At 47.4% G+C, this 23,524-nt stretch carries 19 protein-coding genes; 7 read left to right on the forward strand and 12 right to left on the reverse strand.

The features are described 5' to 3' along the window. Positions 1-350: 350 nt before the first annotated feature. A complete protein-coding gene (gene parM, locus C9I89_RS17775; protein WP_245905517.1) occupies positions 351-1,409 on the forward strand; it encodes a plasmid segregation protein ParM domain-containing protein in 1,059 nt (352 codons plus the stop codon). Next, complete coding sequence (locus C9I89_RS17780) at positions 1,402-2,226, forward strand: hypothetical protein (RefSeq protein WP_107284657.1); 825 nt, start codon at positions 1,402-1,404, stop codon at positions 2,224-2,226. The genes parM and C9I89_RS17780 overlap by 8 nt, the downstream gene beginning before the upstream one ends. A 70-nt stretch (positions 2,227-2,296) precedes the next feature. Here the strand turns inward: C9I89_RS17780 and C9I89_RS17785 are convergent, their stop codons facing one another. The 3 genes from C9I89_RS17785 to C9I89_RS17795 all read right to left on the reverse strand — a co-directional run bounded on the left by C9I89_RS17785 (position 2,297) and on the right by C9I89_RS17795 (position 5,376). Next, complete coding sequence (locus C9I89_RS17785) at positions 2,297-4,000, reverse strand: sodium:solute symporter family protein (protein WP_107284658.1); 1,704 nt, start codon at positions 3,998-4,000, stop codon at positions 2,297-2,299. Between the two features lie 10 nt (positions 4,001-4,010). Then, positions 4,011-4,277: a DUF4212 domain-containing protein gene (locus C9I89_RS17790; RefSeq protein ID WP_107284659.1), complete on the reverse strand. Its 267-nt coding sequence runs from the start codon at positions 4,275-4,277 to the stop codon at positions 4,011-4,013. A 460-nt stretch (positions 4,278-4,737) separates the two neighbouring features. Further along, positions 4,738-5,376, reverse strand: a complete 639-nt coding sequence (locus C9I89_RS17795) for a response regulator transcription factor (protein WP_107284678.1) — start codon at positions 5,374-5,376, stop codon at positions 4,738-4,740. 180 nt (positions 5,377-5,556) lie between these two features. Between C9I89_RS17795 and C9I89_RS17800 the strand changes: the two genes are divergently transcribed. Next, a complete protein-coding gene (locus tag C9I89_RS17800; protein ID WP_107284660.1) occupies positions 5,557-6,717 on the forward strand; it encodes a GGDEF domain-containing protein in 1,161 nt (386 codons plus the stop codon). 66 nt (positions 6,718-6,783) lie between these two features. On the opposite strand, the gene C9I89_RS17805 is transcribed toward C9I89_RS17800, so the two are convergent. The 4 genes from C9I89_RS17805 to aspA all read right to left on the reverse strand — a co-directional run bounded on the left by C9I89_RS17805 (position 6,784) and on the right by aspA (position 13,083). Continuing rightward, positions 6,784-8,682: a protein-disulfide reductase DsbD gene (locus C9I89_RS17805; RefSeq protein ID WP_107284661.1), complete on the reverse strand. Its 1,899-nt coding sequence runs from the start codon at positions 8,680-8,682 to the stop codon at positions 6,784-6,786. A gap of 124 nt (positions 8,683-8,806) precedes the next feature. Next, on the reverse strand, positions 8,807-9,724 hold the full coding sequence (locus tag C9I89_RS17810; RefSeq protein ID WP_107284662.1) for a LysR family transcriptional regulator: 918 nt from the start codon (positions 9,722-9,724) through the stop codon (positions 8,807-8,809). A gap of 486 nt (positions 9,725-10,210) precedes the next feature. Further along, positions 10,211-11,512, reverse strand: a complete 1,302-nt coding sequence (locus C9I89_RS17815) for an anaerobic C4-dicarboxylate transporter (RefSeq protein WP_107284663.1) — start codon at positions 11,510-11,512, stop codon at positions 10,211-10,213. Positions 11,513-11,622: 110 nt separating this feature from the next. Further along, complete coding sequence (aspA, locus tag C9I89_RS17820; protein ID WP_107284664.1) at positions 11,623-13,083, reverse strand: aspartate ammonia-lyase; 1,461 nt, start codon at positions 13,081-13,083, stop codon at positions 11,623-11,625. A 577-nt stretch (positions 13,084-13,660) separates the two neighbouring features. Between aspA and C9I89_RS17825 the strand changes: the two genes are divergently transcribed. Then, positions 13,661-14,218, forward strand: a complete 558-nt coding sequence (locus C9I89_RS17825) for an FxsA family protein (RefSeq protein WP_107284665.1) — start codon at positions 13,661-13,663, stop codon at positions 14,216-14,218. 113 nt (positions 14,219-14,331) lie between these two features. Here C9I89_RS17825 and C9I89_RS17830 read toward each other — a convergent pair whose 3' ends face one another. Then, the gene (locus tag C9I89_RS17830; RefSeq protein WP_107284666.1) at positions 14,332-15,720 is read right to left on the reverse strand and encodes an MATE family efflux transporter; all 1,389 of its coding nucleotides are present in this window, start codon (positions 15,718-15,720) and stop codon (positions 14,332-14,334) included. Between the two features lie 223 nt (positions 15,721-15,943). Between C9I89_RS17830 and C9I89_RS17835 the strand changes: the two genes are divergently transcribed. Then, positions 15,944-16,234, forward strand: coding sequence for a co-chaperone GroES (locus tag C9I89_RS17835; RefSeq protein WP_107284667.1), 291 nt, complete (start codon positions 15,944-15,946; stop codon positions 16,232-16,234). 41 nt (positions 16,235-16,275) lie between these two features. Further along, positions 16,276-17,922 carry a chaperonin GroEL gene (gene groL / locus C9I89_RS17840; protein WP_107284668.1) on the forward strand — a complete coding sequence of 549 codons (1,647 nt, stop codon included), beginning with the start codon at positions 16,276-16,278 and terminating at the stop codon, positions 17,920-17,922. A 566-nt stretch (positions 17,923-18,488) separates the two neighbouring features. On the opposite strand, the gene alr is transcribed toward groL, so the two are convergent. From alr to epmB, 3 genes are all read right to left on the reverse strand, one after another. Beyond that, positions 18,489-19,703 (reverse strand): alanine racemase, encoded by a 1,215-nt coding sequence (gene alr, locus C9I89_RS17845; protein WP_107284669.1) that lies wholly within the window; start codon positions 19,701-19,703, stop codon positions 18,489-18,491. Positions 19,704-19,742: 39 nt separating this feature from the next. Continuing rightward, entirely contained in the window at positions 19,743-21,359 is a 1,617-nt protein-coding gene (locus tag C9I89_RS17850) for a methyl-accepting chemotaxis protein (RefSeq protein ID WP_107284679.1), read from the reverse strand. A 256-nt stretch (positions 21,360-21,615) separates the two neighbouring features. After that, positions 21,616-22,638, reverse strand: coding sequence for an EF-P beta-lysylation protein EpmB (gene epmB / locus C9I89_RS17855; protein ID WP_107284670.1), 1,023 nt, complete (start codon positions 22,636-22,638; stop codon positions 21,616-21,618). Between the two features lie 33 nt (positions 22,639-22,671). Here epmB and efp point away from each other — a divergent pair, with 33 nt between their 5' ends. Beyond that, on the forward strand, positions 22,672-23,238 hold the full coding sequence (efp, locus tag C9I89_RS17860; protein ID WP_107284671.1) for an elongation factor P: 567 nt from the start codon (positions 22,672-22,674) through the stop codon (positions 23,236-23,238). Between the two features lie 119 nt (positions 23,239-23,357). Here the strand turns inward: efp and frdD are convergent. Continuing rightward, a partial coding sequence (gene frdD / locus C9I89_RS17865) for a fumarate reductase subunit FrdD (RefSeq protein WP_342750174.1) occupies positions 23,358-23,524 on the reverse strand: 167 nt, incomplete at its 5' end.

A 23,524-nucleotide genomic window follows, 5' to 3' on the forward strand; every position in this document is an offset into this window, starting at 1 on the left:
TTATTTGATGTGGGGGCCTGAGTTGCCATTGCTTCTCAGCGTCCCCTGCAAGATAATGCTCCCATTCTGGCAATGCAGACTAACTATAAGTTCAAGAAGCTACGGCATCAGTTAACGCTGGGAATTGAAGGTATTTGCAGGTTATAAAATGTGAATGGCCAGATATTTAGATTGATGTTATTGAAAATATTATAAATTTATATTTAGGAAGACCCGTTCTTCTTTAATGTTATTGATTTTTTATTATTTTAAATAAAACCTGTTGCATTGTTTTTTGTTTGAAAAAATAACTTTTTATGACGGTATCACCATTTGGATATTGTTATAAAAGGGTGTTACTAATTATTATTGTGAGTGAAGTTATGACGGTATCGGCGTTTAAAATTGCGGTTGACGATGGTTCAACAAATGTAAAAGTAAGCTGGATTGAAAACAACCAGTTAAAAACCATCGTTTCTCCGAACTCTTTCCGTAAAGACTGGAAAAGTGCTGCGTTGCGACGCGATAAAAAAGTTTATAACTACACCATTGGTACAACGAAATATACTTACGATGCCACATCAGATAAAGCATTAGAAACAACCCATGTTGATTATCAATATGATGATCTGAACCTGCTTGCTGTGCACCATGCACTGATGCAAACAGGTTTAAAGCCATGCCCGCTTACTTTGGTCGTCACCCTGCCAATTACTGAGTTTTATAACTCGGAAGACTGCCAGCGCAATGAAGAGAAAATCGCCAAAAAACGTGCGAACCTGATGCGTGAAATCAGTTTAAATAAAGGTGAGCTGTTTGAAATTGCTGATGTTGAAGTGATGCCTGAGAGCTTACCGGCTGTGCTATCAACCTTGATGAATTCAGATTGTAATGAGTTCTCTCGCTCACTGGTAGTTGATTGTGGCGGTACAACCCTGGACATGGGGATTGTTGTTGGTCAGTTTGATGATGTTTCAGCGATTTACGGTAATAACGAAATTGGTGTATCAATGGTCACTGATGCAGCGCGTAAAGCACTGGCATCAGCAGACAGCGATTCTAGCTACTTAGTGGCAAACGAATTAATTAAACGCCGCCACGATTTAGATTTCGTTAAAGAGGTCGTCAACGACGAATCACAGATGAACACCATTCTTGATAAGATCGAAATCAAGATTCAGGAGCTGGGTTCAGCGGTGGCGTATGAAGCGAAGAAATTTGCTAAAAACCCTAACCGTGTTTATCTGGTTGGTGGTGGTGCGCCGTTGGTATATGACGCAATTCAAGCGGCTTATGAAACATTAGGCGAGCGAGTGGTACTGATTAAAGATGCCCAGTCAGCATTGGCTCGTGAGCTATGTCTGTACAACACCGATGTTGAAGAGGTTCACATTGAGCGTGAAACCTTAGTAGAGGTCGAAGATGAGTAATAGTCAGTTAAAGCGAGTTAACTACTCAATTTATCTTGACCCTGTCAATTCTAACTCCGACCGCTATGCGGTCGGCGTTATGCAAAACTGGGCGAAAGAACGTAGAGAAATGATGTCAGATCCAAGTGCCGGCGTAGCCCTGCATTACAGTCTGCACATGCACAAGAATATTTATCTGTCAGGAATGTTTCTTTACTTGCTTAGCCCGGCAATGAGTAATGGCCTTGCGGGATCATTATCTGAAGACAATATTAAGATGGAAACGCTAAAGCAGCAGTTGGAAAACTGTGGTTTAGCATTACCATCTTCGGAATCTGCTTCGCCGGCGATTGATATGCATGCATTGATTTCTGAGATGAAGGCTGCTGTAGATATGCAACCCTTGTTGTCAGAAATTCAGCAGTTAAAGGCTGAGTTAGCTGACTTAAAAGCGACCGAGCCTGCAGTGCCAGCTGTTGACACCGAGGCATTAGTTGGCGAGCTAAGGGCAGAGAGTGATATCAGTCCGCTTATCGCTGAAATTCAGCAACTAAAGAAAGAGCTGTTGGAATCAAAAGATGTCGCTGCGGAATCGCAAAATGCATTATCAGAAAGTGATTTAGCAACACTGCAACACAATCTGTCTGCCGAAATGAAAGCGCATAGTCAACACAGAGAAATCGCCGAATTAAAAGCACTATTGAAGGCGCAAAATAAACTCATTAAAGCCTTATCTAACGGGCAGCCATTGCCTGAAATAGAAGACCCAGAACCTGAAATGAATTTGTCGCAACAAATTGCGAGTATTCAGAAGGTGAAAAAGAAAGGCATATTCTAATAGCGGTTAATAATAGAAGCGGAGCTTTCGCTCCGTTTTTATTAGCCAAACTATTGTTTTAGCTTGCGTATCAATGCTCCTGCGCTGCACCGGCCCCTTTGGGATAGCGGATCGATTCAACCATATCCTGAACATCCGTGGGTACTTCTGCGGTCACCTTGTTCACCACAATCGATACTACAAAGTTCAGGCACATACCCAGTGTACCGATCCCTTCCGGACTGATCCCGAAGAACCAGTTATCGGGGGTACTTGCCGCCGGGTTAATGAACTTGAAGTAGATGATATAAGACGCGGTAAACGCAATACCTGACAGCATTCCGGCAATCGCGCCTTCTTTGTTCATCTGCTTGTAGAAGATGCCCAGAATGATTGCAGGGAAGAAAGATGCGGCAGCAAGGCCGAAGGCGAAAGCAACAACCTGCGCCACAAATCCTGGCGGATTAATACCTAAGTATCCTGCCCCGATAATCGCGACGGCAGCACCTATTCGGGCAGCTAGCAGCTCTTGTTTATCGGTCATATCAGGTTTGAAGCCTTTCTTCAGCAAATCATGGGATATCGAGGTGGAGATCACCAGTAGCAGACCTGCTGCGGTTGAGAGTGCGGCAGCCAGACCACCCGCCGCCAGTAGCGCCACCACCCAGTTAGGCAGCTTAGCCAGCTCCGGACTTGCTAGTACGATAATGTCACGGTTGATGTTCATCTCATTGCGCTCATCGCCCGAGTAGAACATCTTGCCATCGCTGTTTTTATCTTCCCATTTAACCAGGCCCGTTTTCTCCCAGTTTGTTACCCAACCTGGCGCATCTTCTGCCGCGACACCTTGCATGTCCGGGCCATTGATCGTGTTGATCATATTCACGCGGGCAAAGGCGGCAACCGAGGGTGCTGTGGTATAAAGCAATGAAATAAACAGGAGTGCCCAACCGGCAGAAATACGGGCATCTTTAACGCGAGGTACGGTGAAGAAACGAATAATGACGTGCGGCAGACCTGCAGTACCCACCATCAGCGCGGCGCAGATGAAGAAGACGTCAACCATGCTTTTTGAGCCGTCGGTATAGGCGGTAAAACCGAGCTCAGTGGTTAAGCCATCCAGCTTGTCCAACACATAGGTTTCAGATCCTGTCAGCGTCGAGCCCAAACCAATTTGTGGAACAGGATTTCCTGTCATCATGATAGAGGTAAAGATAGCCGGTACCAGGAAAGCAAAGATCAAGACGCAGAACTGAGCAACCTGGGTGTAGGTGATCCCTTTCATCCCGCCTAGTACCGCATAGAAGAACACGATACCCATGCCGATGATAATACCCATATTGATATCAACCTCGAGAAAGCGGGCAAAGACGACGCCAACGCCACGCATCTGGCCTGCAACGTAGGTAAACGAAACGAAGATGGCACAAAAGACAGCGACCATACGTGCAGTTTTTGAGTAATAACGTTCACCGATAAAATCAGGCACAGTAAACTGACCAAACTTACGCAGGTAAGGCGCAAGGCAAAGAGCCAGCAGCACATAACCACCGGTCCAGCCCATCAGGTATACGCCGCCGTCATAACCGACGAAGGAAATAATACCGGCCATGGAGATGAAAGAGGCTGCCGACATCCAGTCAGCGGCCGTTGCCATACCATTGGCCACTGGGTGAACACCGCCGCCGGCGACATAGAATTCACTGGTTGAGCCAGCACGGGCCCAGATGGCGATACCGATATAAACTGCAAAGGTTATACCAACTAAAATAAACGTCCAGGTTTGGATATCCATGAGTAACCTCTTAGTCTTCTTGTACGTTGAACTTACGATCCAGCGCGTTCATACGCACCACATAGATAAAGATCAGTATCACAAAGGTGTAAATGGCCCCCTGTTGCGAGAACCAGAAACCCAGCTTAAAACCACCGAGTTGGAAGCTGTTAAGGGCGTCGACAAATAAAATGCCCGCACCATAAGACACGAGGAACCAGATGGCTAACAAAGAGCCCATCGTGGCGAGGTTTTCTCTCCAGTAGGCCTGAGCCTGCTCCTTGGATTCAAACGCCATTGTTATCTCCTTACACGTCATGTTAATAATCGCACCGCAAAGCGCGTTAATGAAATGTTACTGAGTGACAATAGCAATGATTTGACAGGGAAACAGTGCAACTTTAGTCGAGCCGGAAACAAAAAAAATCGCCCTGAAACCGGCGATTTTGTGACGTTAGCTGAACTTTGAGAGTGTTAATTAAATGTAACGTTAGCCTAAAGTCTAACTCATTAAATAGAATCTTTGATCCCGAGAAGGAGATTTTTCACGGCTATAGCAGCAAGGGTGAAATGTTATTGGTTATTAAGCCTCAAGGTATTGGATTAAAAGGGAGCTGTGAGGTTTGTTGTGGTTATTGGCTATTAATGATTAATTTTGAGGATAAGAGGTCAAATAATTATGTTTATTTAAAGTAAATGAAAGATATCAAGCTAGATGATTTGATACCTGATGCTTTTGTAATCAACGGGTTTATGACCTATTGGATTAAATCCATTTGCTGGAGCAAAATAACGGCCTGGGTACGGTTTTTCACGTCCATCTTGCGAAAGATTGCTGTCATATGGGCTTTAATGGTGGCTTCCGACACTTTGAGTTCATAGGCAATTTGCTTGTTGAGCAGCCCATCTGACAACATGCATAAAACTTTGTATTGTTGCGGGGTTAACGTCGCAATCTTTTGCGCCAGTTCGTTTACGTCGTCATCCTCTTCTTCCCCAATTCCCTCAGGGAAAAACGGTTCACCTTCGAGCACCTGATTGAGTGCGCCGATCAAAGCTCGCATATCACTGGATTTGGGTATAAAGCCGAAGGCCCCATGATGGCGTACTTGCCTGATAATGGTCGCTTCTTCGCTGGCAGAAATAACCACAATTGGTAAATCAGGGTGCTGGTTGCGTAGTTGGATGAGGCCCGACATGCCATTTGAGCCCGGCATTTTTAAATCAAGCAACAGAAGATCGACCTCGGGCTCTTTTTCTAACAAGCTGAGCAGGGTATCAAGCGCATCGGCTTCCAGCAGATTGGCACCACTGATCGCCATATGGACTGATTGAAACAGTGCATTACGGAATAGTGGGTGATCATCGGCAATAACAATAGTGTACTGAGCGTCCATGGCAGTCATTTTGTAATTTATTTCAATTAAGGTATCACTGCGATCAGGGGAGATCAATTTGTTAACACTCAAGATAAGAGCTGGATCAGTCCTTTGGTTAACCATGATGTAATGCTTGATGATATTGCAGTTAAGTTTTTAAACATTTAGTCGCTTTATGATGAGGGAATGTAGCTGTTGATGAGCCAAGGGATGATCCGACAAATTGAACTACGAAATGATGGTCAACATTATTTTGAGCAACAACAATTTCAGCGCCAGGAACAGGGCTGGAAGTTAATCATTGGTACGTCGGTATTGTTATTAACCTTAGTGGCCGTAGAATTATTTTGGTTCGTACCGACGGCGACCAGTTCAAGTAAATCGACCTTTAGCGGTTTTGTGGCGATCTTTGGCGCGATTGCTTCTGTATTGTGGCTCGTTGCTCAGGCCGTGCCATTTAAAGTGCGCTGGCAAAGTGTTTCCGTCGCGCTGGCGTGTTTATTGGGGGGCGGATGGGCGCTGCTCTTTCCATTACTGATCCACCAATCTCACTTTTTGAGCGCTTATGCTTACAGTGATCTGTTTCTATTTCTCTCGGTCATTGCGTTTTTTAGTTACCGACCGGCATTATATCTAGCCGTCGTACCTATCCTCTGTTCGTTACTAGTAACGGATACGTACTTTGGTTATGTCGATAATGCGATAACGTTTCTGAGTATAGGAAGCCGATTCATCATTATTATTGTGGTAAGAGAGTGCCTTTATCATTGGTTCCATGCCTCTGTCTGGCATGAATTTGAAGAGCAGCGATTACGGCAGGAATTGGCTTCTGTGGCCTTGATCGATCCGGTGACGGGACTGCAGAATGATAAACATTTCGAGCTGATGCTGGATCGGGAAATTATGGCTGCGCGCCGCCATAACAGTGATCTCACCGTAATGATGATTAATATTGAGCCGTTGCGTTTGTATGCCATGACTTGTGGTCATCAGGCTAGTGACTATTTGCTAAAGCGCGTTACCAAAGGGTTACGGCGAGGGGTGTACCGCCCGCGGGATTTTATTGCCCGTACCGGTAGCAGTGAATTTGCTTTATTGCTGCCAGATACCGATGCTTCCGGTGCTGAAATAGTTGCCGAGCGTATGCAAAGACATGTTCATCGTTGTTGCGATATGTTGGTGAAAGGGGAATTAGAGCAACCAATGGCCGTCATGATATCCATTGTGGAATGGGCACCAAACATGAACGTGAGAACAATACGCAGGCATATGCGGGATGCTCGCAGCCAGTTAAACCTTGATGAGCCGCAGAAGTGGGCTGATAGCGTGTCGTGCTATGATCCCGTGAAGTATCATTGAATATAAACAAGAGCACATTATGTGCTCTTTTTTATGCGCCTAATCTTATAATTCAGCAGCGATAACTCAGTTGGTGAGCCGCTGCTTGTTTAGGTGTTGAAGAAAAGGTTTGGCTTCCATGAATCCCGTCAGGCGAGCGCTCTGCCGTCGATGACCTTGTGCATCCCAAAAATCAAGAGTCGGTAAGCCCAGTACGTCTAGCTCCTGTAGTAGCTTGATGTCTTGAGGCGAGCTTTTGGTGACATCCGCTTGCAGTAATACAAACTTGCTCAGCTCTGGGGCCACAGCCTGATCGTGGAAGGTGTACTTCTCGAACTCCTTACAGGCAACACACCAGTCAGCATAGAAATCCAACATCACGGGTTTGCCCAGGGCCTTGGCCTCGGCGAGTGCTAAATCCAGCTCATCAATAGTGCTGATACGGGCAAACTCAACGTGTACCGGTTTGGCTGTTACGGAAGATTGAGTCTCTGTTATCCGCAGGTATAGCGGCTGAGTCGCCACGAACAGACCCATAATTGCAATCACGGCCAATGTGCTGCTACGCCATGATACTGGCATGGTGGTTTTGACATGATATAACCAGCCAAATGCTGCAATGCCTAATACTGACCATAGATAGGGCACGATAGCGTGAGGCAGTATACGTTCCAGTAAAAAAATTGGTACGGCCAACAGGATAAAACCGAAGAACACTTTTACATGGGTCATCCAGTTGCCCGCTTTTGGCAGCAGTTTGTTACCGAACATCGCTGCTAGGATCAGTGGTATTCCCATCCCGATAGCCAGTGCATACAAGGCAACGGCACCTGTCAGTAAGTCACCGCTTTGCGCGACGTAAATCAATGCACCGGATAACGGAGCAGTGGTGCATGGCGAGCAGACCAAACCGGAAATTGCCCCCATGGCAAACACGCCGCCGATGTGGCCACCTTGCTGCTTGTTACTCAGACCGCTGAGCCAGGTCTGAACACTGCTAGGGAGCTGCAGGGTATAAGCCCCAAACATCGACAGGGCCAGGAGTACAAACAGGACACTTAAGCCGATCAGTACGTAGGGATGCTGCAAAGCCGCCTGGAACTGCATGCCAGCCGAAGCGACCACTAACCCCAGCAAGGTGTAGGTCAGCGCCATCCCCTGGACGTAAATAAAAGCCAGACGAAAAGCGCGGCCGTGGCTGAGCTTGCCGCCACCTAATACGAGACCGGTCAGAATGGGGTACATGGGTAAGACACATGGCGTAAAGGCCAGCCCGATACCTAAGGCCAAAAAGACCAGAGGCGTCCACCATTGGTCGGCGAGATCACTGGCCAGCTGATCTTGCTGCGTTGCCGGTGGCGGTGGCGGTGCGGTTGTACTTGCGATGTTTGCTGTGTCAAAACCGGTGACAGCGGTTGCTGTTTGCGTGTTAGTACGTACTTTTTCTTGTGGTGCTGCCGTTGTTGCTGATGGGATCGCAGGCGTCGAACTATTATTGTTTTTCGCAACGGCAGATAAAGGAACCTGGCGAATTTCGGGAGGGTAGCAGAAACCGGCTTTGGCACAGCCCTGATAACGCACCGTCAGGGTTGCCCCTTCACTCGCTTTTATCAGTGGCACGCTGACGGTCAGTGGATCGGTGTAAATGTTTACTTCACCGAAGAACTCGTCTTGATAAGGCTTACCCGCCGGGATACCGAGTTGCCCCAGCGTTGCGTCGTTACCGGTAACGGAAAGTTGATGCTGATAGAGGTAATAGCCCGGCTTCACCTGCCAGTCAAGATAGACTCTGTCGCCTTGTTGGCTGAAGTTAAACGGAAAGGCCTCATCAACGGTCACAAACTTATTGGTATTGCTATCCGAAAATCCCGGGAGAGAAAATTCAGCCTGAGCAGGCAGGCTGAGCACGCCGATCAGCAAGGTTCCCAATAAAACAAACAGGGAAACGATACGGGCAACCCCGTCATTTTTTTTCAATCCTATCATTCTTACTCGACTCATTGCAGGGCGTACCCGAAAACTGGCTACCAGGGTCTTTGGTTCTGTACCATTAACTATACTCCGTAAGACCGGTTTATACAGTGATTGGTTTCATCACCGTGCCATCAATTTATTTTCCAGTCAGCGCGTCACGCATGAAATCGGTAAAGCAGCGGATATAGCTGGGCACATACCCCAGGCGCTGATAAAGCATATAGATAGGGCGCGGCGGTGAATACCAGTCGTTCATCATGGTTGACAGTAAGCCTTGTTGCAATGCATCGGCCACGACATAGTTTGGCAGGCACGCGATGCCTAACCCTTTAATTGCGGCTTGTTTGACACTGTTGAGATCCGCAATGGCCATCCGTACCGGTGAGTTTATCCAGATTGTTTCCTGGCTGACCGAATCAGCTGTGTGAGTGAGTGCCCACTCAAATTCGGGTACTGTCGCCAGGCGGGCATGGCTATTAAGTTCGTCGGGATGTAAGGGGGTGCCGTATTGGGCCAAATAGTGCGAAGAGGCCACTAAAGTACGCTGTGATTCACCGATTTTTGCGGCGGCAAAACTTGAATCAGGCTGATGACCGACGCGAAATACCACATCGTATTGTTCCGGGCTGTAATCATGGTGCTGGTTCGACAGATGGTTGAGCGACAGCGTGATTTCCGGGTATTGCACCAGAAACTGGTTAAACAGCGGCATCAGCTGATACGTCAGTAACCCCACCGGTGCCGATATGCGTAGTGCTCCCCGGGGATTGTTATTACTGGTATCAATCAGCTCTGTGGTGGTGGCTTCCAGCTCGTCAAGCAGCGGCTGGCAGCGTTCAAAATAATTCTGGCCGAGCGGAGTCAGGGCGACATTGCGGCTGTCTCTGATCACCAACTGGCTACCGAGGGTCTCTTCCAGTCGTTGTAACCGGCGGCTAAGTGTCGTCGGGGGGATATCCAATGCATTGGCTGCGGCCCTGAAACTGCCGTGTTGGGCAATCGCAATTAGTGTCCGCAGGTCATCCAACTTCATCCCATTTTTGCATCGCTGCATAACGCTTTTACCTCTATCGCATGGCTATCTCAATCATTAATATAGTGTTTCAGGTTCTCCTGTCTTGAGCCTGAACAGTAGCAAACTGAGACATGATATCGGATCAGCCGTTGCGGAATAACGGTTGATACGGTCTGAACAAATACGCCGGGAATCGTATCTGTTCTTGGTCTTCGCCCTAGGATGGGGCGGAGACAAATATTCAAATTATATCTTTTCGTAACTCTTCTTATCTCTTCGTCATGCTTCACTCTTTCTGAATGCGTCTCTTCTGTACTTGTACTAACCGCAACAATTTATTGATACAATTTATTCCGACGCTATGCTTTTTCTCGCATCTCGCATCTCGCATCTCGCATCTCGCATCTCGCATCTCGCATCTCGCATCTCGCATCTCGCATCTCGCACCAATAAAAAAGGCTACCCGCAGGCAGCCTTTTCAGGATCTTGCACAATTGTCGCTACAACAATTGCTTTATCAACCTGTTACAGGAAGATACCGCCTACTGCAAAACCAAGTGCAACCGATGTTGAAATTGTCACCAAACCCGGAATGAAGAACGGGTGGTTGAATACCAGGTTACCGATACGGGTTGAACCTGTTTCATCCATTTCAACCGCTGCCAGCAGGGTCGGGTAAGTTGGCAGTACGAACAGCGCACTTACTGCTGCGAAAGAAGCGATAGCGGTTAGAGGTGCTACACCAATCGCCAGTGCGGCAGGCATCAGAGCGGTCGTTGTTGCACCCTGAGAGTAAAGCAGCATAGAAGCAAAGAACAGAGTCACAGCCAGCATCCAAGGGTATTGCGCCAGGACTTCACCCGCCAATTCTTTGATTTCAATGATGTGGCCAGAAACGAACGTATCACCTAACCAGGCAACACCCAAGACACACACACAAGCACTCATACCAGATTTGAATGTAGCGGCATTGGCAATTTTAGATGCATCAATCTTAGTGAATGTCACGATAGCCATGGCTGCGGTCAGCATGAACACCATGATTGCATCGTTACGGCCCAGTGCTGGGTTTTCGATCAGGCCTACAGCACTTGAAATCATGGTTGCGTATGCAACTACCGCGACGATAGCAGCAATAAAAATGTATGTTGCTGTTTTCGCTGTTGGCAGAATTTCACGTTTGGTTGCGCCCTGGATCTTGATCAGGCCTTTAGCCAGATGATCTTGATAAACAGGATCGTCTTTTAGTTCACAACCTAAGAAGTTAGAAACAAATGCACCTACCATACAAGCGATAAATGTTGTTGGGATACAGATTGCCAGCAGTGTCAGGTAACCAACACCCAATGGCTCAAGAATACCGGAGAAGAATACAACTGCAGCTGAGATAGGCGATGCAGTGATTGCAATTTGTGATGCGACAACTGCAATAGAAAGTGGACGAGAAGGACGGATGCCTTGCTCTTTGGCCACTTCAGCGATAACCGGCAGGGTAGAGAATGCAGTATGGCCGGTACCTGCAAGCAGGGTCATAAAGTAAGTTACCATCGGCGCATAGAATGTGATGCGCTTAGGATTTTTACGCAGAAATTTTTCTGCCAGATCAACCAGCCAGTCCATACCACCGGCAACTTGCATCGCGGCAATGGCAGTAATTACTGACATGATGATCAGGATAACGTCTACAGGGATATTACCTGCATCCATACCGAGAAAAAGGGAAAGTACCAGTACACCAGCACCGCCGGCAAAACCAATACCAATACCACCGATTCTTGCGCCAAGATAAATAAACGCGAGAACGACAAATAGTTCTACACCAAGCATAAGATTGTCCTGTCTTTAAAAGTTAAAAGTTAAAAAAAAATGGGAATTTGTAGCAAAAAGGGGCGGATTTTCGTCCTGAAAACCCGCCAAATTATCTAGCGTTTGCGTTATTAGTTGTAACGCTTCGCTTTATATTCTGGATGCATCAGGTTTTGTACTGAGAAGATGTCATTAAGCTGCTCTTCAGTCAGAAGCCCACGCTCAAGTACTACTTCGCGTACATTTTTACCTGTTTCTGCACAGATCTTACCTACGATGTCACCTTCATGGTGGCCAATGAATGGGTTCAGGTAAGTCACGATACCGATAGAGTTGAACACGTAGCTTTCACAGATATCTTTGTTCACTGTGATGCCCGTAATACACTTATCACGCAGGTTGATAGCGGCATTTTTCAGCAGTTCGATAGATTCAAATAGCGCCTGACCGATAACCGGTTCCATTACGTTCAGCTGAAGCTGACCAGCTTCAGCTGCGAAAGTAATCGTTGTGTCGTTGCCGATCACTTTGAAGCACACCTGATTAACCACTTCAGGGATCACCGGGTTTACTTTTGCTGGCATGATAGAAGAACCTGCCTGCATTTCAGGTAGGTTGATTTCGTTCAGACCAGTACGAGGACCAGAAGAAAGCAGGCGTAAGTCGTTACAAATCTTAGATAGTTTAACGGCAGTACGCTTCAGCGCACCGTGAACCATCACGTAGGCACCACAGTCAGACGTTGCTTCGATCAAATCTTCTGCAGGGGTACACGGCAGGCCGGTGATTTCAGCCAGACGCTGAACTGCCAGCTCCTGGTAGCCAGTCGCAGCATTCAGGCCAGTACCGATAGCGGTTGCACCAAGGTTAACTTCCAGTAGAAGTTCAGCTGTGTGGCGAAGGTTTTTGATTTCTTCTTTGATCAGAATGGCGAACGCGTTGAATTCCTGGCCTACGGTCATAGGAACCGCGTCTTGTAGCTGGGTACGGCCCATTTTCAATACGTCGGAAAATTCTTGATTTTTCGCGTCGAAGGCTTCTTTTAGGTAGCTCAGCGCTTCAACCATTGTCATGATGCTGTTGTATACCGCAACACGGAAGCCGGTTGGGTAAGCACAGTTAGTCGACTGGCTCTTGTTAACGTGATCGTTCGGGTTAACGATGTCGTATTCGCCTTTCTCTTTGCCCATAAGCTCAAGGGCAAGGTTGGCGATCACTTCGTTGGCGTTCATGTTAACAGAAGTACCGGCCCCCCCCTGGAAGACATCTGATGGGAATTGATCCATGCACTTGCCTGTGTCCAGGATTAGGTCACAGGCTTTGATGATGTATTCGCCAACTTCAGATGGAATTGCCCCAAGTTCTTTGTTAGCCATTGCAGCAGCTTTCTTGGTAAAAATCATACCGCGAACAAAGTCTGGTACATCAGAGATAGTGGTTTTAGAAATGTTGAAGTTTTCAACAGCGCGAAGAGTATGAATGCCCCAGTAAGCGTCAGCAGGAACGTGACGATCACCAAGTAAATCTTCTTCAATGCGGGTAGCAACATTCAGAGTTGCTTCATTTTTTTCAAGATCAATCATCTGAGACATGAGGTAGCCTTATGGGAATCTGCTAAATAAAATTCAAACGTTGAGCCAATTCTGAATTAAGAATCCATTCCGCAGGAGTTTGGCTAGATGATCGTACCTGACACCTTATGTAGGGCTGATAATACTCCCCTTTATTGGTAAAAACATAATCTGGATCACTTTTTTGAGGTGCATGAAAACATATGCACAAAAACGAGATCACCCTCACACTTACTGTTAACAATAAGGAGGCTAAATGCGTCAGGAAATGATCATAAGTGACAAGATGTGAACGACTTGTTTGTTATCTTTGGTTGCCGCTAATGCTGACGGGTGGCTTTTGCGGGAAGCTGAAAATTACTGTTAACAAACATATGGGTAAGTGTGATAAAAAGTTATCAGTGGTGGTGGTGATGTAAAGGGGTTGTTAATTTGTGTTCGGTGGCAAATAATGCGGACTGGTAACGCGCACAGACGGTTGAAAAATGCCACAATACCCCACATTGATTAGACTATATAAGATGCTGGCCATCTCTGATGGCATTACCATCAGCAAGTGTTGACCAGTTAGTGACAGACAACCACAAAGAGGTGAGTCGTGTTTCCGGTATTACTGTTTCTGTTTATCGTTGTTCCCATTGTTGAAATTGCCTTATTTGTTCAGCTTGGCGGTTTCTTAGGACTATGGCCAACGCTTGCTTTGGTTCTGATCACTGCGGTGGTCGGGGCGTCACTCGTTCGCAGTCAGGGCATTGCGACCTTGATGGCGGTACAAACAAAATTACAGCAAGGCGAGCTGCCGGCTCAGCAGATTGTTGAAGGAGTCATGTTGGCGGTCTCCGGAGTATTACTACTGACCCCGGGCTTCATGACGGATGCGCTTGGTATGTTGGTTCTTCTGCCTGCCCCACGGGCGATGTTGGCCAAGCAGATAATGAGCCGCGTGAAGGTGAAGGGTATGGCGTCAGGCTCTGGTTTTAGTGCTGGTTTTGGCGGTGGCCAGGGTTTTACTGGTCAGCGGCCTTTTGAGCCCGGTGCCGATCCCTTTGAATCACGCCGCGACAAAGATGCGAATAGTCAGGGTGATGTATTTGACGGTGAGTTTGAGCGCAAAGACCATGACAAAGATAACGATCAGCAAAATCGTCTGCAGTAACCATTAACGGAGACATCAAAAATATAAGCAACTTGGCTTATATGTAAAAGGCAGCTCAGGCTGCCTTATTTGTTCATGCTGTTCATATTATACAGTGAAGATATCGCGGGTTGCTAACTTGCATATAATCCAGATTGCCGACGTATTCTTAGCGCATAAAAGTAAGCACTGATACCACTGACAATGTTGGCGACAGCAATGCCGATAAATAGCCCTTTTGTTCCATTAAGCTGACTGCCGAGCCATGCTGCAGGCAGTAAAAAAACAAATAACCGCAACAGATTCCACACCAGTGCGTGCATTGGTTTATGCATGGCGTTTAAGGCGCTGATCAGCAACATGCATACAGCCTGCATGCCATAGCTAACCGGGACGACGATCAAATAATGCCATATCTGTTGCTGTACCGCGCTATCCTGGCTGAAGAGTGAGGATAGCGGCCAGCTGAGTGGCACCATCATAATAAAGACCAGCAACTGAAAAACAATTGCAAAGCGCATGGTGATAAACAATGCATGAAATGCCCGGCGTGGATTATCAGCCCCTAAATTTTGCGCTATAAAGGGCATTAAGGCTGAGCTCAAAGCCATTATCACAATCACCAGCAAAGATTCGATACGCATTGCCGCACCATAGGCAGCAACCGACGTTGTGCCTTGGGCTGCCAGAAGCGACATGAGCAGTGCGCCTGATAATGGGTTCATTGCATTGGACAAACCTGCCGGAGTACCAATCTGCATCACCTGTAGCCAGTCTTTTCGAATGCGTGCCAGTTGTGGCCAGGCCAGTAGTTTTTCACGCCTGATTAAGATATAGAGGGAATTGATCAACGCGAAGGCCCAGCTGATCCCACTGGCAATGGCTGCTCCCTTGACGCCCAATTCAGGAAACGGTCCATAACCAAAAATCAGTAAAGGATCCAGAATACCGTTGATCAATCCGGCCAGCATCATGATCTTGGCCGGGGTTTTTGCATCACCTGTTGCACGGATCGCGCTGTTCCCGGCCATGGGTATCACTAATAGTGGAATGGCGAGATACCAGATGTTCATGTATTGGGAGATTATGGGCAATAATTCTGGTGTAGCCCCTATCAAGGAAAAGAGGGGGGCGATTGTGACAGTACCCAGGGAAGAAGCACCGATCATTAAAATGACGGCCAGTAGTAATCCGTGGCTGGCAAAACGTGCAGCAGAATCATTTTTGCCCTGCCCCAACAAGCGGCCAACACAAGTCGATATCCCCACACTGACGCCCATGGTTATGCAGTTAAGGGCAAAGGTGACCGGAAAGGTAAAGCTGACCGCTGCCAGCGCTTCGGTGCCTAGCAGGGAGATAAAAAAGGTATCGACTAGATTGAACATTAAGATCGCCACCATCCCGAATACCATGGGCACGGTTAAGCGACGCAATACTTCTGAGATAGGATCAGAGAGCAGCCCGTGCTTGTCAGGCCGTATATTGGCTGTTCTACTTTCTGCTGACTGTTGTTCTGCTGACATAGTGGTCTCGGACTTGATTGGCAGGCTTACCCTAAAGCAAAGAGTGTGATCGGGCAAAAATTCTAGGAGAAATAATCAAAAAAATAACGGTAAAGGGCTTGGGTTCCAGAAATTAGACCCAACATGTCTAAGTATCAGAAAAACGCTATTTCATGAAAGTAGGCAGTTTGATGCTTACTTCTCTTTATCTTATGGATCTTACCAAAATCTGGAGAGACGACCGATGAATATTCGTCCATTACATAACCGAGTTATCGTTGAACGCCAAGAAGTTGAATCTAAGTCTGCTGGTGGCATCGTTCTAACTGGTTCTGCTGCCGAAAAATCAACTCGCGGCGTAGTCGTTGCTGTAGGTAAAGGCCTCGTTCTGGAAAACGGCACTGTTCAGCCGTTGGACGTCAAAGTTGGTGATACCGTGATCTTTGCTGAAGGCTACGGCACTAAAACTGAAAAGATTGACGGCAAAGAAGTCCTGATCATGTCTGAAAATGACATCATGGCAATCGTTGAATAATCCGTTCACTTCAAATAAAGAACTAAGAAAGGAATACAGACATGGCTGCTAAAGACGTTAAATTTGGTAACGACGCACGCGTTAAAATGTTGGAAGGTGTCAACGTTCTGGCTGACGCAGTAAAAGTAACGTTGGGTCCTAAAGGCCGTAACGTTGTGCTGGACAAATCGTTCGGTGCACCAACTATCACTAAAGATGGTGTTTCTGTTGCGCGTGAAATTGAACTGGAAGACAAATTCCAGAACATGGGCGCACAGATGGTTAAAGAAGTTGCTTCGCAAGCGAATGACGCGGCGGGTGATGGTACAACTACGGCGACTGTTCTTGCTCAATCTATTATCAGTGAAGGCTTGAAAGCCGTTGCTGCAGGCATGAACCCGATGGATCTTAAGCGCGGTATCGACAAAGCGGTTGTTGCTGCAGTTGAAGCACTGAAAGAACTGTCGGTTCCATGTGCAGACACAAAAGCAATCGCACAGGTTGGTACAATTTCTGCCAACGCTGATGCAACTGTGGGTAACTTGATTGCAGAAGCAATGGAAAAAGTAGGCCGTGATGGTGTTATCACGGTTGAAGAAGGCCAGGCTCTTCAAGACGAGCTTGATGTTGTTGAAGGTATGCAGTTCGACCGCGGTTACCTGTCTCCTTACTTCATCAACAACCAGGAAGCAGGTTCTGTTGATCTGGAAAGCCCGTTCGTTCTACTTGTAGACAAGAAAGTATCGAACATCCGTGAACTACTTCCTGCTCTGGAAGGCGTAGCGAAAGCATCTCGTCCACTGCTTATCATTGCAGAAGACGTTGAAGGCGAAGCACTGGCAACACTTGTTGTGAACAACATGCGTGGCATCGTGAAAGTTGCAGCGGTTAAAGCGCCTGGCTTTGGTGACCGTCGTAAATCAATGCTACAAGATATTGCGGTTCTGACTGCGGGTACGGTTATTTCTGAAGAGATCGGTCTGGAGCTGGAAAAAGTTCAGCTTGAAGATCTGGGTCAGGCTAAGCGCATTACGATCACCAAAGAAAACACCACTATTATTGACGGTGCGGGTGAAGAAACAATGATCCAGGGCCGTGTTGCTCAGATCCGTCAACAAATCGAAGACGCGACTTCAGACTACGACAAAGAAAAACTTCAAGAGCGTGTCGCTAAACTGGCTGGCGGCGTTGCCGTCATCAAAGTGGGCGCAGCCACCGAAGTGGAAATGAAAGAGAAGAAAGACCGTGTTGAAGATGCCCTGCACGCAACGCGTGCCGCGGTAGAAGAAGGCGTGGTTGCTGGTGGTGGTGTTGCACTTATCCGCGCAGCATCTAAAGTGGCTGGCCTTGAAGGTGACAACGAAGAGCAGAACGTCGGTATCCGCGTCGCTCTACGTGCAATGGAATCACCACTTCGTCAAATCACGACCAATGCGGGTGATGAAGAGTCTGTTGTTGCGAACAACGTTCGCGCTGGCGAAGGTAACTACGGTTACAATGCGGCAACGGGCGAATACGGCGACATGCTTGAAATGGGGATTCTTGACCCAACAAAAGTAACGCGTTCAGCACTCCAGTTCGCGGCTTCTGTTGCGGGTCTGATGATCACGACTGAAGCAATGGTCACCGATATGCCAGCAAAAGACGCTGGTGGCATGCCAGATATGGGCGGCATGGGTGGTATGGGCGGCATGGGCGGCATGATGTAGTCATCCCCTAAGCTAACCGCTTAATTTAAAGACCCGTCTGATGGCGGGTTTTTTTATGTCTCAGTGTTAGTTCATTATAAGTGTAAGGTTCCCTCTGATGTTCACCAGGGAAATACCCTAAAAAGCTGCACGCTTTTTTGTTGTTTAAAAACAATGGCTTATATTGGTTTTGCAGCTTTCGGTTCAAGGCGCTGAAATTGTTCAGATAAAAGCTGTTGAATTTCAATAAAGCTGTACATCTTTAAATGGAAAAAGAATGATTTGCTGCCACGAGCTTTACTAGAAAAAAGCCAGAAAAGCTGTACGTAATTTATATTCATAAAAATCAACACTTTAAGTTCCAAATGAGTGTGTTGTAATATGACCTTCTTTTTGGTGAGCTAAAAGGTGCTTTAAGGTGGTAAAGCTGTACATTGTTGGTGGGATATTCAGGCCGTTTTCCTGTTTGTCGATGAAAGTCCCTTTAGGTAATCATTGCTACCGTCATAAGAGTTAAACTGGTTTTTAGCCTATTCAAAAGTCAAAGGCCAGCACGAGGCTGGCCTTGACGGTATGTGAGTCAGAAATTAGCGGTAGATACGTGGGTTCGTTGCCCCCCAAACCGTGTAATGTTCAGGCAGAATGCGTCCGCTCTTTTCTTCGGTTTCTTCGCCAGTGATTTCTTCAAAGCCCTGGCGGCCAAAAATCACCACTTCGTCGTTGGCCTGTGCGTCGACGATGTCTGTTACATCGACCATAGTGGTATTCATTGATGCCATACCCATTACGCGAGCACGCTGGCCGTTGATCAGTACGTCAGCCTTGTTACTTAGAGAGCGGGCAAAGCCGTCTGAGTAGCCGATAGGCAGGTTAGCAAGAACAGAGTCGCGCTCTAGTACTTTCGTGCTACCGTAGCCGATAGTGCTGCCTGCCGGGAAGTGGTGTAGCGATGCCACGCGAGTTTTGAACGATACGATACGCTGGTACGGTGCCGTTGCCGGGTAATCACCGTACAGCATGCCGCCGGGGCGAACCATGTCCAGGTGCGCTTCAGGCAAGTTAAGCGTAATGTATGAGTTGGCAACGTGTAGGGTGATGTCCTTGCGTTTCAGGTCGGCGCTATCCATCAACCACTTTGTTTCGACTTTGAAGCGTTCTACCTTGCGTTTGATTTCGTCCAGGCCTTCGTTCGGGAAGTGGGTCATCATACCGACGATTTTCAGGTTAGGATCGCCAGCGATTTCGACGCCTTCTACCTGACCTTCATAAGTTGTCAGATCCAGGCCGTTACGGCCCATGCCTGAGGTATTCAGTGCCAGGTGAACCGGAATAGTTGTGCCGTTTGCTCGGGCGATGTCGATGATTTGATCGGCTTGTGCCTTGGTGCCGATGAGTTCTTCCATCTGGTATTCCAGGCCGCCTTCAATTTCATTTTTGCTCGCGGCACGTACTCGCATGATTTTACCGGTATAGCCGTGCTTGCGAACTACACGGGCTTCTTCGTTGCTGGTGATCCCTACACATGGTACTTGGTTGGCGATGATGCTTGGCATCAGGCCTGCGATACCGTTCCCGTAAGCGTCGGCCTTCATGATTGCACAGATTTTAGTGTCGTTTTTTAGCTGGTTCTGGAGCAACTGAATATTGCCGGAAAATGCCTTGGTATCAATTTCCAGCCATGCATTGCTGGACTGGACACGCTCTTCGCGCTCGCTGTTATCGAAATCGACCAGCAGAGGGGCGGCATGGGCGGCAGTTTGACCCATTAGGGCAAGAGCAACTAGGCTAAGTTTCAGTTTCAAAGTGTGTTTCCTGTTATTAATGGTAAAAGGGCAGTGAAGCTACAGTGTAAAGAGCTGAACGATGTCGCGAAGCGAAGCTGTCCGGCGCTTGAGCTCTTCTACTCCTTGTTGTGCCTCTTGTGTCGAGAGGCGGTTTTCGTTGGCACTGCTGCTGAGAGCGGCAACATTGGAGGACAAGTGCTCGGCGGCAAAGGCCTGCTCCTTGACCGATTCGGTTATTTCTTCCATGCCTTCGGTCACCGAGGTGATTTCAGCTCGGAAGCCATTGAGGGATTCGTTGGCCTGATCGGCGTGTAGGACACAGCTGTCGACCTGGCCGACGGCCAGCTGCATTGTATCGGTGGTACTGCTGGTATCACTTTGTACCGTCGTGATCATCGAACCTATTTCGATCGTTGCCTTGGCGGTTCGCTCCGACAGTTGACGGACTTCGTCGGCGACCACGGCAAACCCCCGGCCTTGTTCACCGGCCCGGGCGGCTTCGATTGCGGCATTGAGAGCCAATAGGTTGGTCTGGTCGGCTATATCTTTGATGACCTCAACTATGGAGTTGATATCGTTGGCGCGGCTATCAAGCTGATGGAGTTTTCCGGCTACCGTGTTGGTTTCTTGCTGGACGTTTTGCATTCCGGCTACGGCATGGTTGATCGCCCCAACTGTGTTTTGGGTATGCAGTTCAAAGTGAGTCATTTTTTGGTTGGCAACGTTGACCACTTCCGAGATACTCTGTGAACTGGTCGCCAGCTCTTCGATCGCTGCGGCACTGTTGCCGACATTTTCTGCTTGTTCGACCGAGCGTTCGGTGACGGCCTTTACCAGATGGTCAAGCTGAGAGGTAATTGCAGCTACACTCTCAGTGCTTTGGCTTACCTCTGTCATGCGTTGGCGTAGTGCTGTCATAAAGGTATTGAACGAGTGCGACATGGCACCGACTTCGTCTTTGCTGGTTACAGGTACTTGTTGGGTGAGGTTCCAATCGCCATTGGCAATATTGAGCAGTACGGCATTCAGTGTATTGATTGGCGCGACCAGCTGATTGGCGATCAGGCGGGCAACCATCAGGGCGAGTGCCATTACGATCATTCCAGTGATACACACCTGCTTGAGTTCATCGTTTATCATTGCATCAACCTCGGACAGCGAAATATCAACCCCAATGACATAGGTTTCACCTCGGCTATTACGAAACGGCACGAAAATAGAGCGATATCTGCCATATTCCCCTTGGTATTCTTCATATTGGGTTTGTTGGGTCGCGAATGCTTTTTCCAGCATTTTCGGAACGATTTTGTATTCTTCTTGGTACCAGTTTTTATAGCGGCCAGAGCGTACTTCTTCTTCGGTTTGGTTAATATAGGTGTAATACACTCGACCGTTTTTCATTACGGTGGAATAGGCCCAATCCAGATCAGAGGCTTGGGTGAAGCTGGTCAAATCTTGCGAAATATCATCGTAATCATTGTCGGCTTTGTCTAGGTGATCATGGCGCTCATCACCGATGATTTTTTGGGTGCCATTGGCCGCCGTTGTCAGCTCTGTATTCAGGCTGTTAAGTGTTCGGCTTTGCAAAGCTTGGTAGGATAAGGTGGATAACACCAAAATAATGATGAGTGAGAGACCAGCAAAGCATGCTGATAATTTAGTTTTAAGGTTCATATGAAATTTTGCTTCTTGTTGTATGTGCTTATTGTTGTATGTGCCTATTGTTTTGCTTGTTTTGTGTGATGTCTGTTCCATAACTTGTGTTACATATTTAATGGGCGACATATTAATAGCGGGACTTAAAAAAAAATGATGTTCATTTTTTTATCCCCAAAAAATTGGACTGTAATCGATTGCGGCGGCTTGGGGTGGGGTGGCTTTGCGTCATTGTTGACGCAAAGTCTAAGCGTGGGAGATCGGGGGAGGAGGGCTATTCCATGTGCAGGTCGAGCGGGGTTTTACTGGCGCGTCCACCTATTTCACGGGTCAGTTTAGGGACTAAATAACCAGAGACATTCTGTAGCAAGCCTGCGATTAACTGACGAGCCTCTTGGTCGCTCACCATAAAATGGGCCGCCCCCTGTACTTTATCCAGCACATGCAGGTAGTAAGGCAGAATACCGGCGCTAAATAACGCTTCGCTTAGCAAGGTCAGCGCGCCTACTGAGTCGTTGACTCCTCGTAGTAGTACCCCCTGATTCAGTAACGTCACGTTGGCCTGTATTAATTTGGCCATTGCCGAGGTTAACTCATCATTAATCTCATTGGCATGGTTAATGTGGGTAACCATAATTGTCTGCAGCCGGCTGTTACGCAGCATGTGACAAAGTTCAGCGGTAATACGTGCAGGAATAACTACAGGCAGGCGTGAGTGAATTCTGAGGCGTTTAATGTGTGGTATCTGGTCGATAGCGTTAATCAGCCATTGCAGTTCATGGTCTTTGGCCATTAACGGGTCACCGCCTGAGAGAATAACTTCATTAACTTCTGGCTGGGTCGCGATATAGTCGAGTGCTGCCTGCCAGTGACGCTTGCCGCCTTTGTTTTCATCGTAGGGGAAGTGGCGACGGAAGCAATAACGGCAATTGACTGCACAGCCACCTTTTACAATCATCAGTACGCGGTTTTTGTACTTATGTAACAGGCCGGGTATGGCGTTGTCCTGCTCTTCAAGCGGATCGAGGGAGTAACCATCATGAACCTCGAATTCCTGCTCAAGCGGCAGCACTTGTCGCAACAACGGATCGTAAGGGTTGCCAACTTCCATTCTTTCGATAAAGCTCGGTGGAACACGCAGCGCAAATAACTTCCGTGCAGTTAACCCGTTTTCCCACGGGGTAGGATCAATTTTCAGGGTTTTTAACAGCTGAAAGGGATCGGAAATCGCATTAGCTAGATCATTAAGCCAGTTTTGCTCAACAGTTGAGGCGTTTCGGGTTATTATATGCGGCATTAAATACAACTCGAAGATGTTAAGAGGATAGAAATGGCGTCTTTCAGCACCAATGAATTCCGCGGCGGAATGAAAATTATGCTAGATAATGAACCATGTGTCATTATCGAAAACGAATTTGTTAAGCCAGGTAAAGGCCAGGCGTTCAACCGCGTTAAGATCCGTAAGCTAATTTCAGGCAAGGTGCTTGAGAAGACTTTCAAATCTGGCGAGTCGGTTGAAGCTGCAGACGTAATCGACATCGAACTTGATTACCTATACAACGACGGCGAATTCTACCATTTCATGAACAACGAAACATTTGAGCAGTTAGCTGCTGATCTGAAAGCGGTTGGTGAAAATGCGAAATGGTTGGTAGAAAACAACACGTGCACGCTGACACTTTGGAACGGTAACCCAATCACTGTTACTCCACCAAACTTCGTTGAGTTAGAAGTCACTGAAACCGATCCAGGCCTGAAAGGCGATACTCAGGGCACGGGTGGTAAACCAGCAACGCTAGTCACTGGCGCTGTGGTACGTGTACCGCTATTCATTCAGATTGGCGAAGTAGTTAAAGTTGATACGCGTTCAGGTGAATACGTAAGCCGTGTGAAATAATCACTGCTTATTGCTGAAAAAAGGTCGCTTAGGCGGCCTTTTTTGTTGCTGTCAGAAAATTCGCCAATAAAAAAAGCACCGACTAAGCGGTGCTTTTTTAAGCTGGATCTTGATGATGATTAGATCATAAAGACAAAAATAACAGCCAGTGCAGACACCAGGAATGCCGTCGCGTAACACGCGATTTTACCTGCCACACCGGTGTGGAATTTCAGGTCATGCATACCGTGGTGCAGGCGGTGCATGGCATGCCACATTGGTAGTGCCAGCGTAGCGATAGTAAATA

This window comes from Photobacterium lipolyticum (assembly GCF_003026475.1).
GTDB lineage: Bacteria > Pseudomonadota > Gammaproteobacteria > Enterobacterales > Vibrionaceae > Photobacterium > Photobacterium lipolyticum.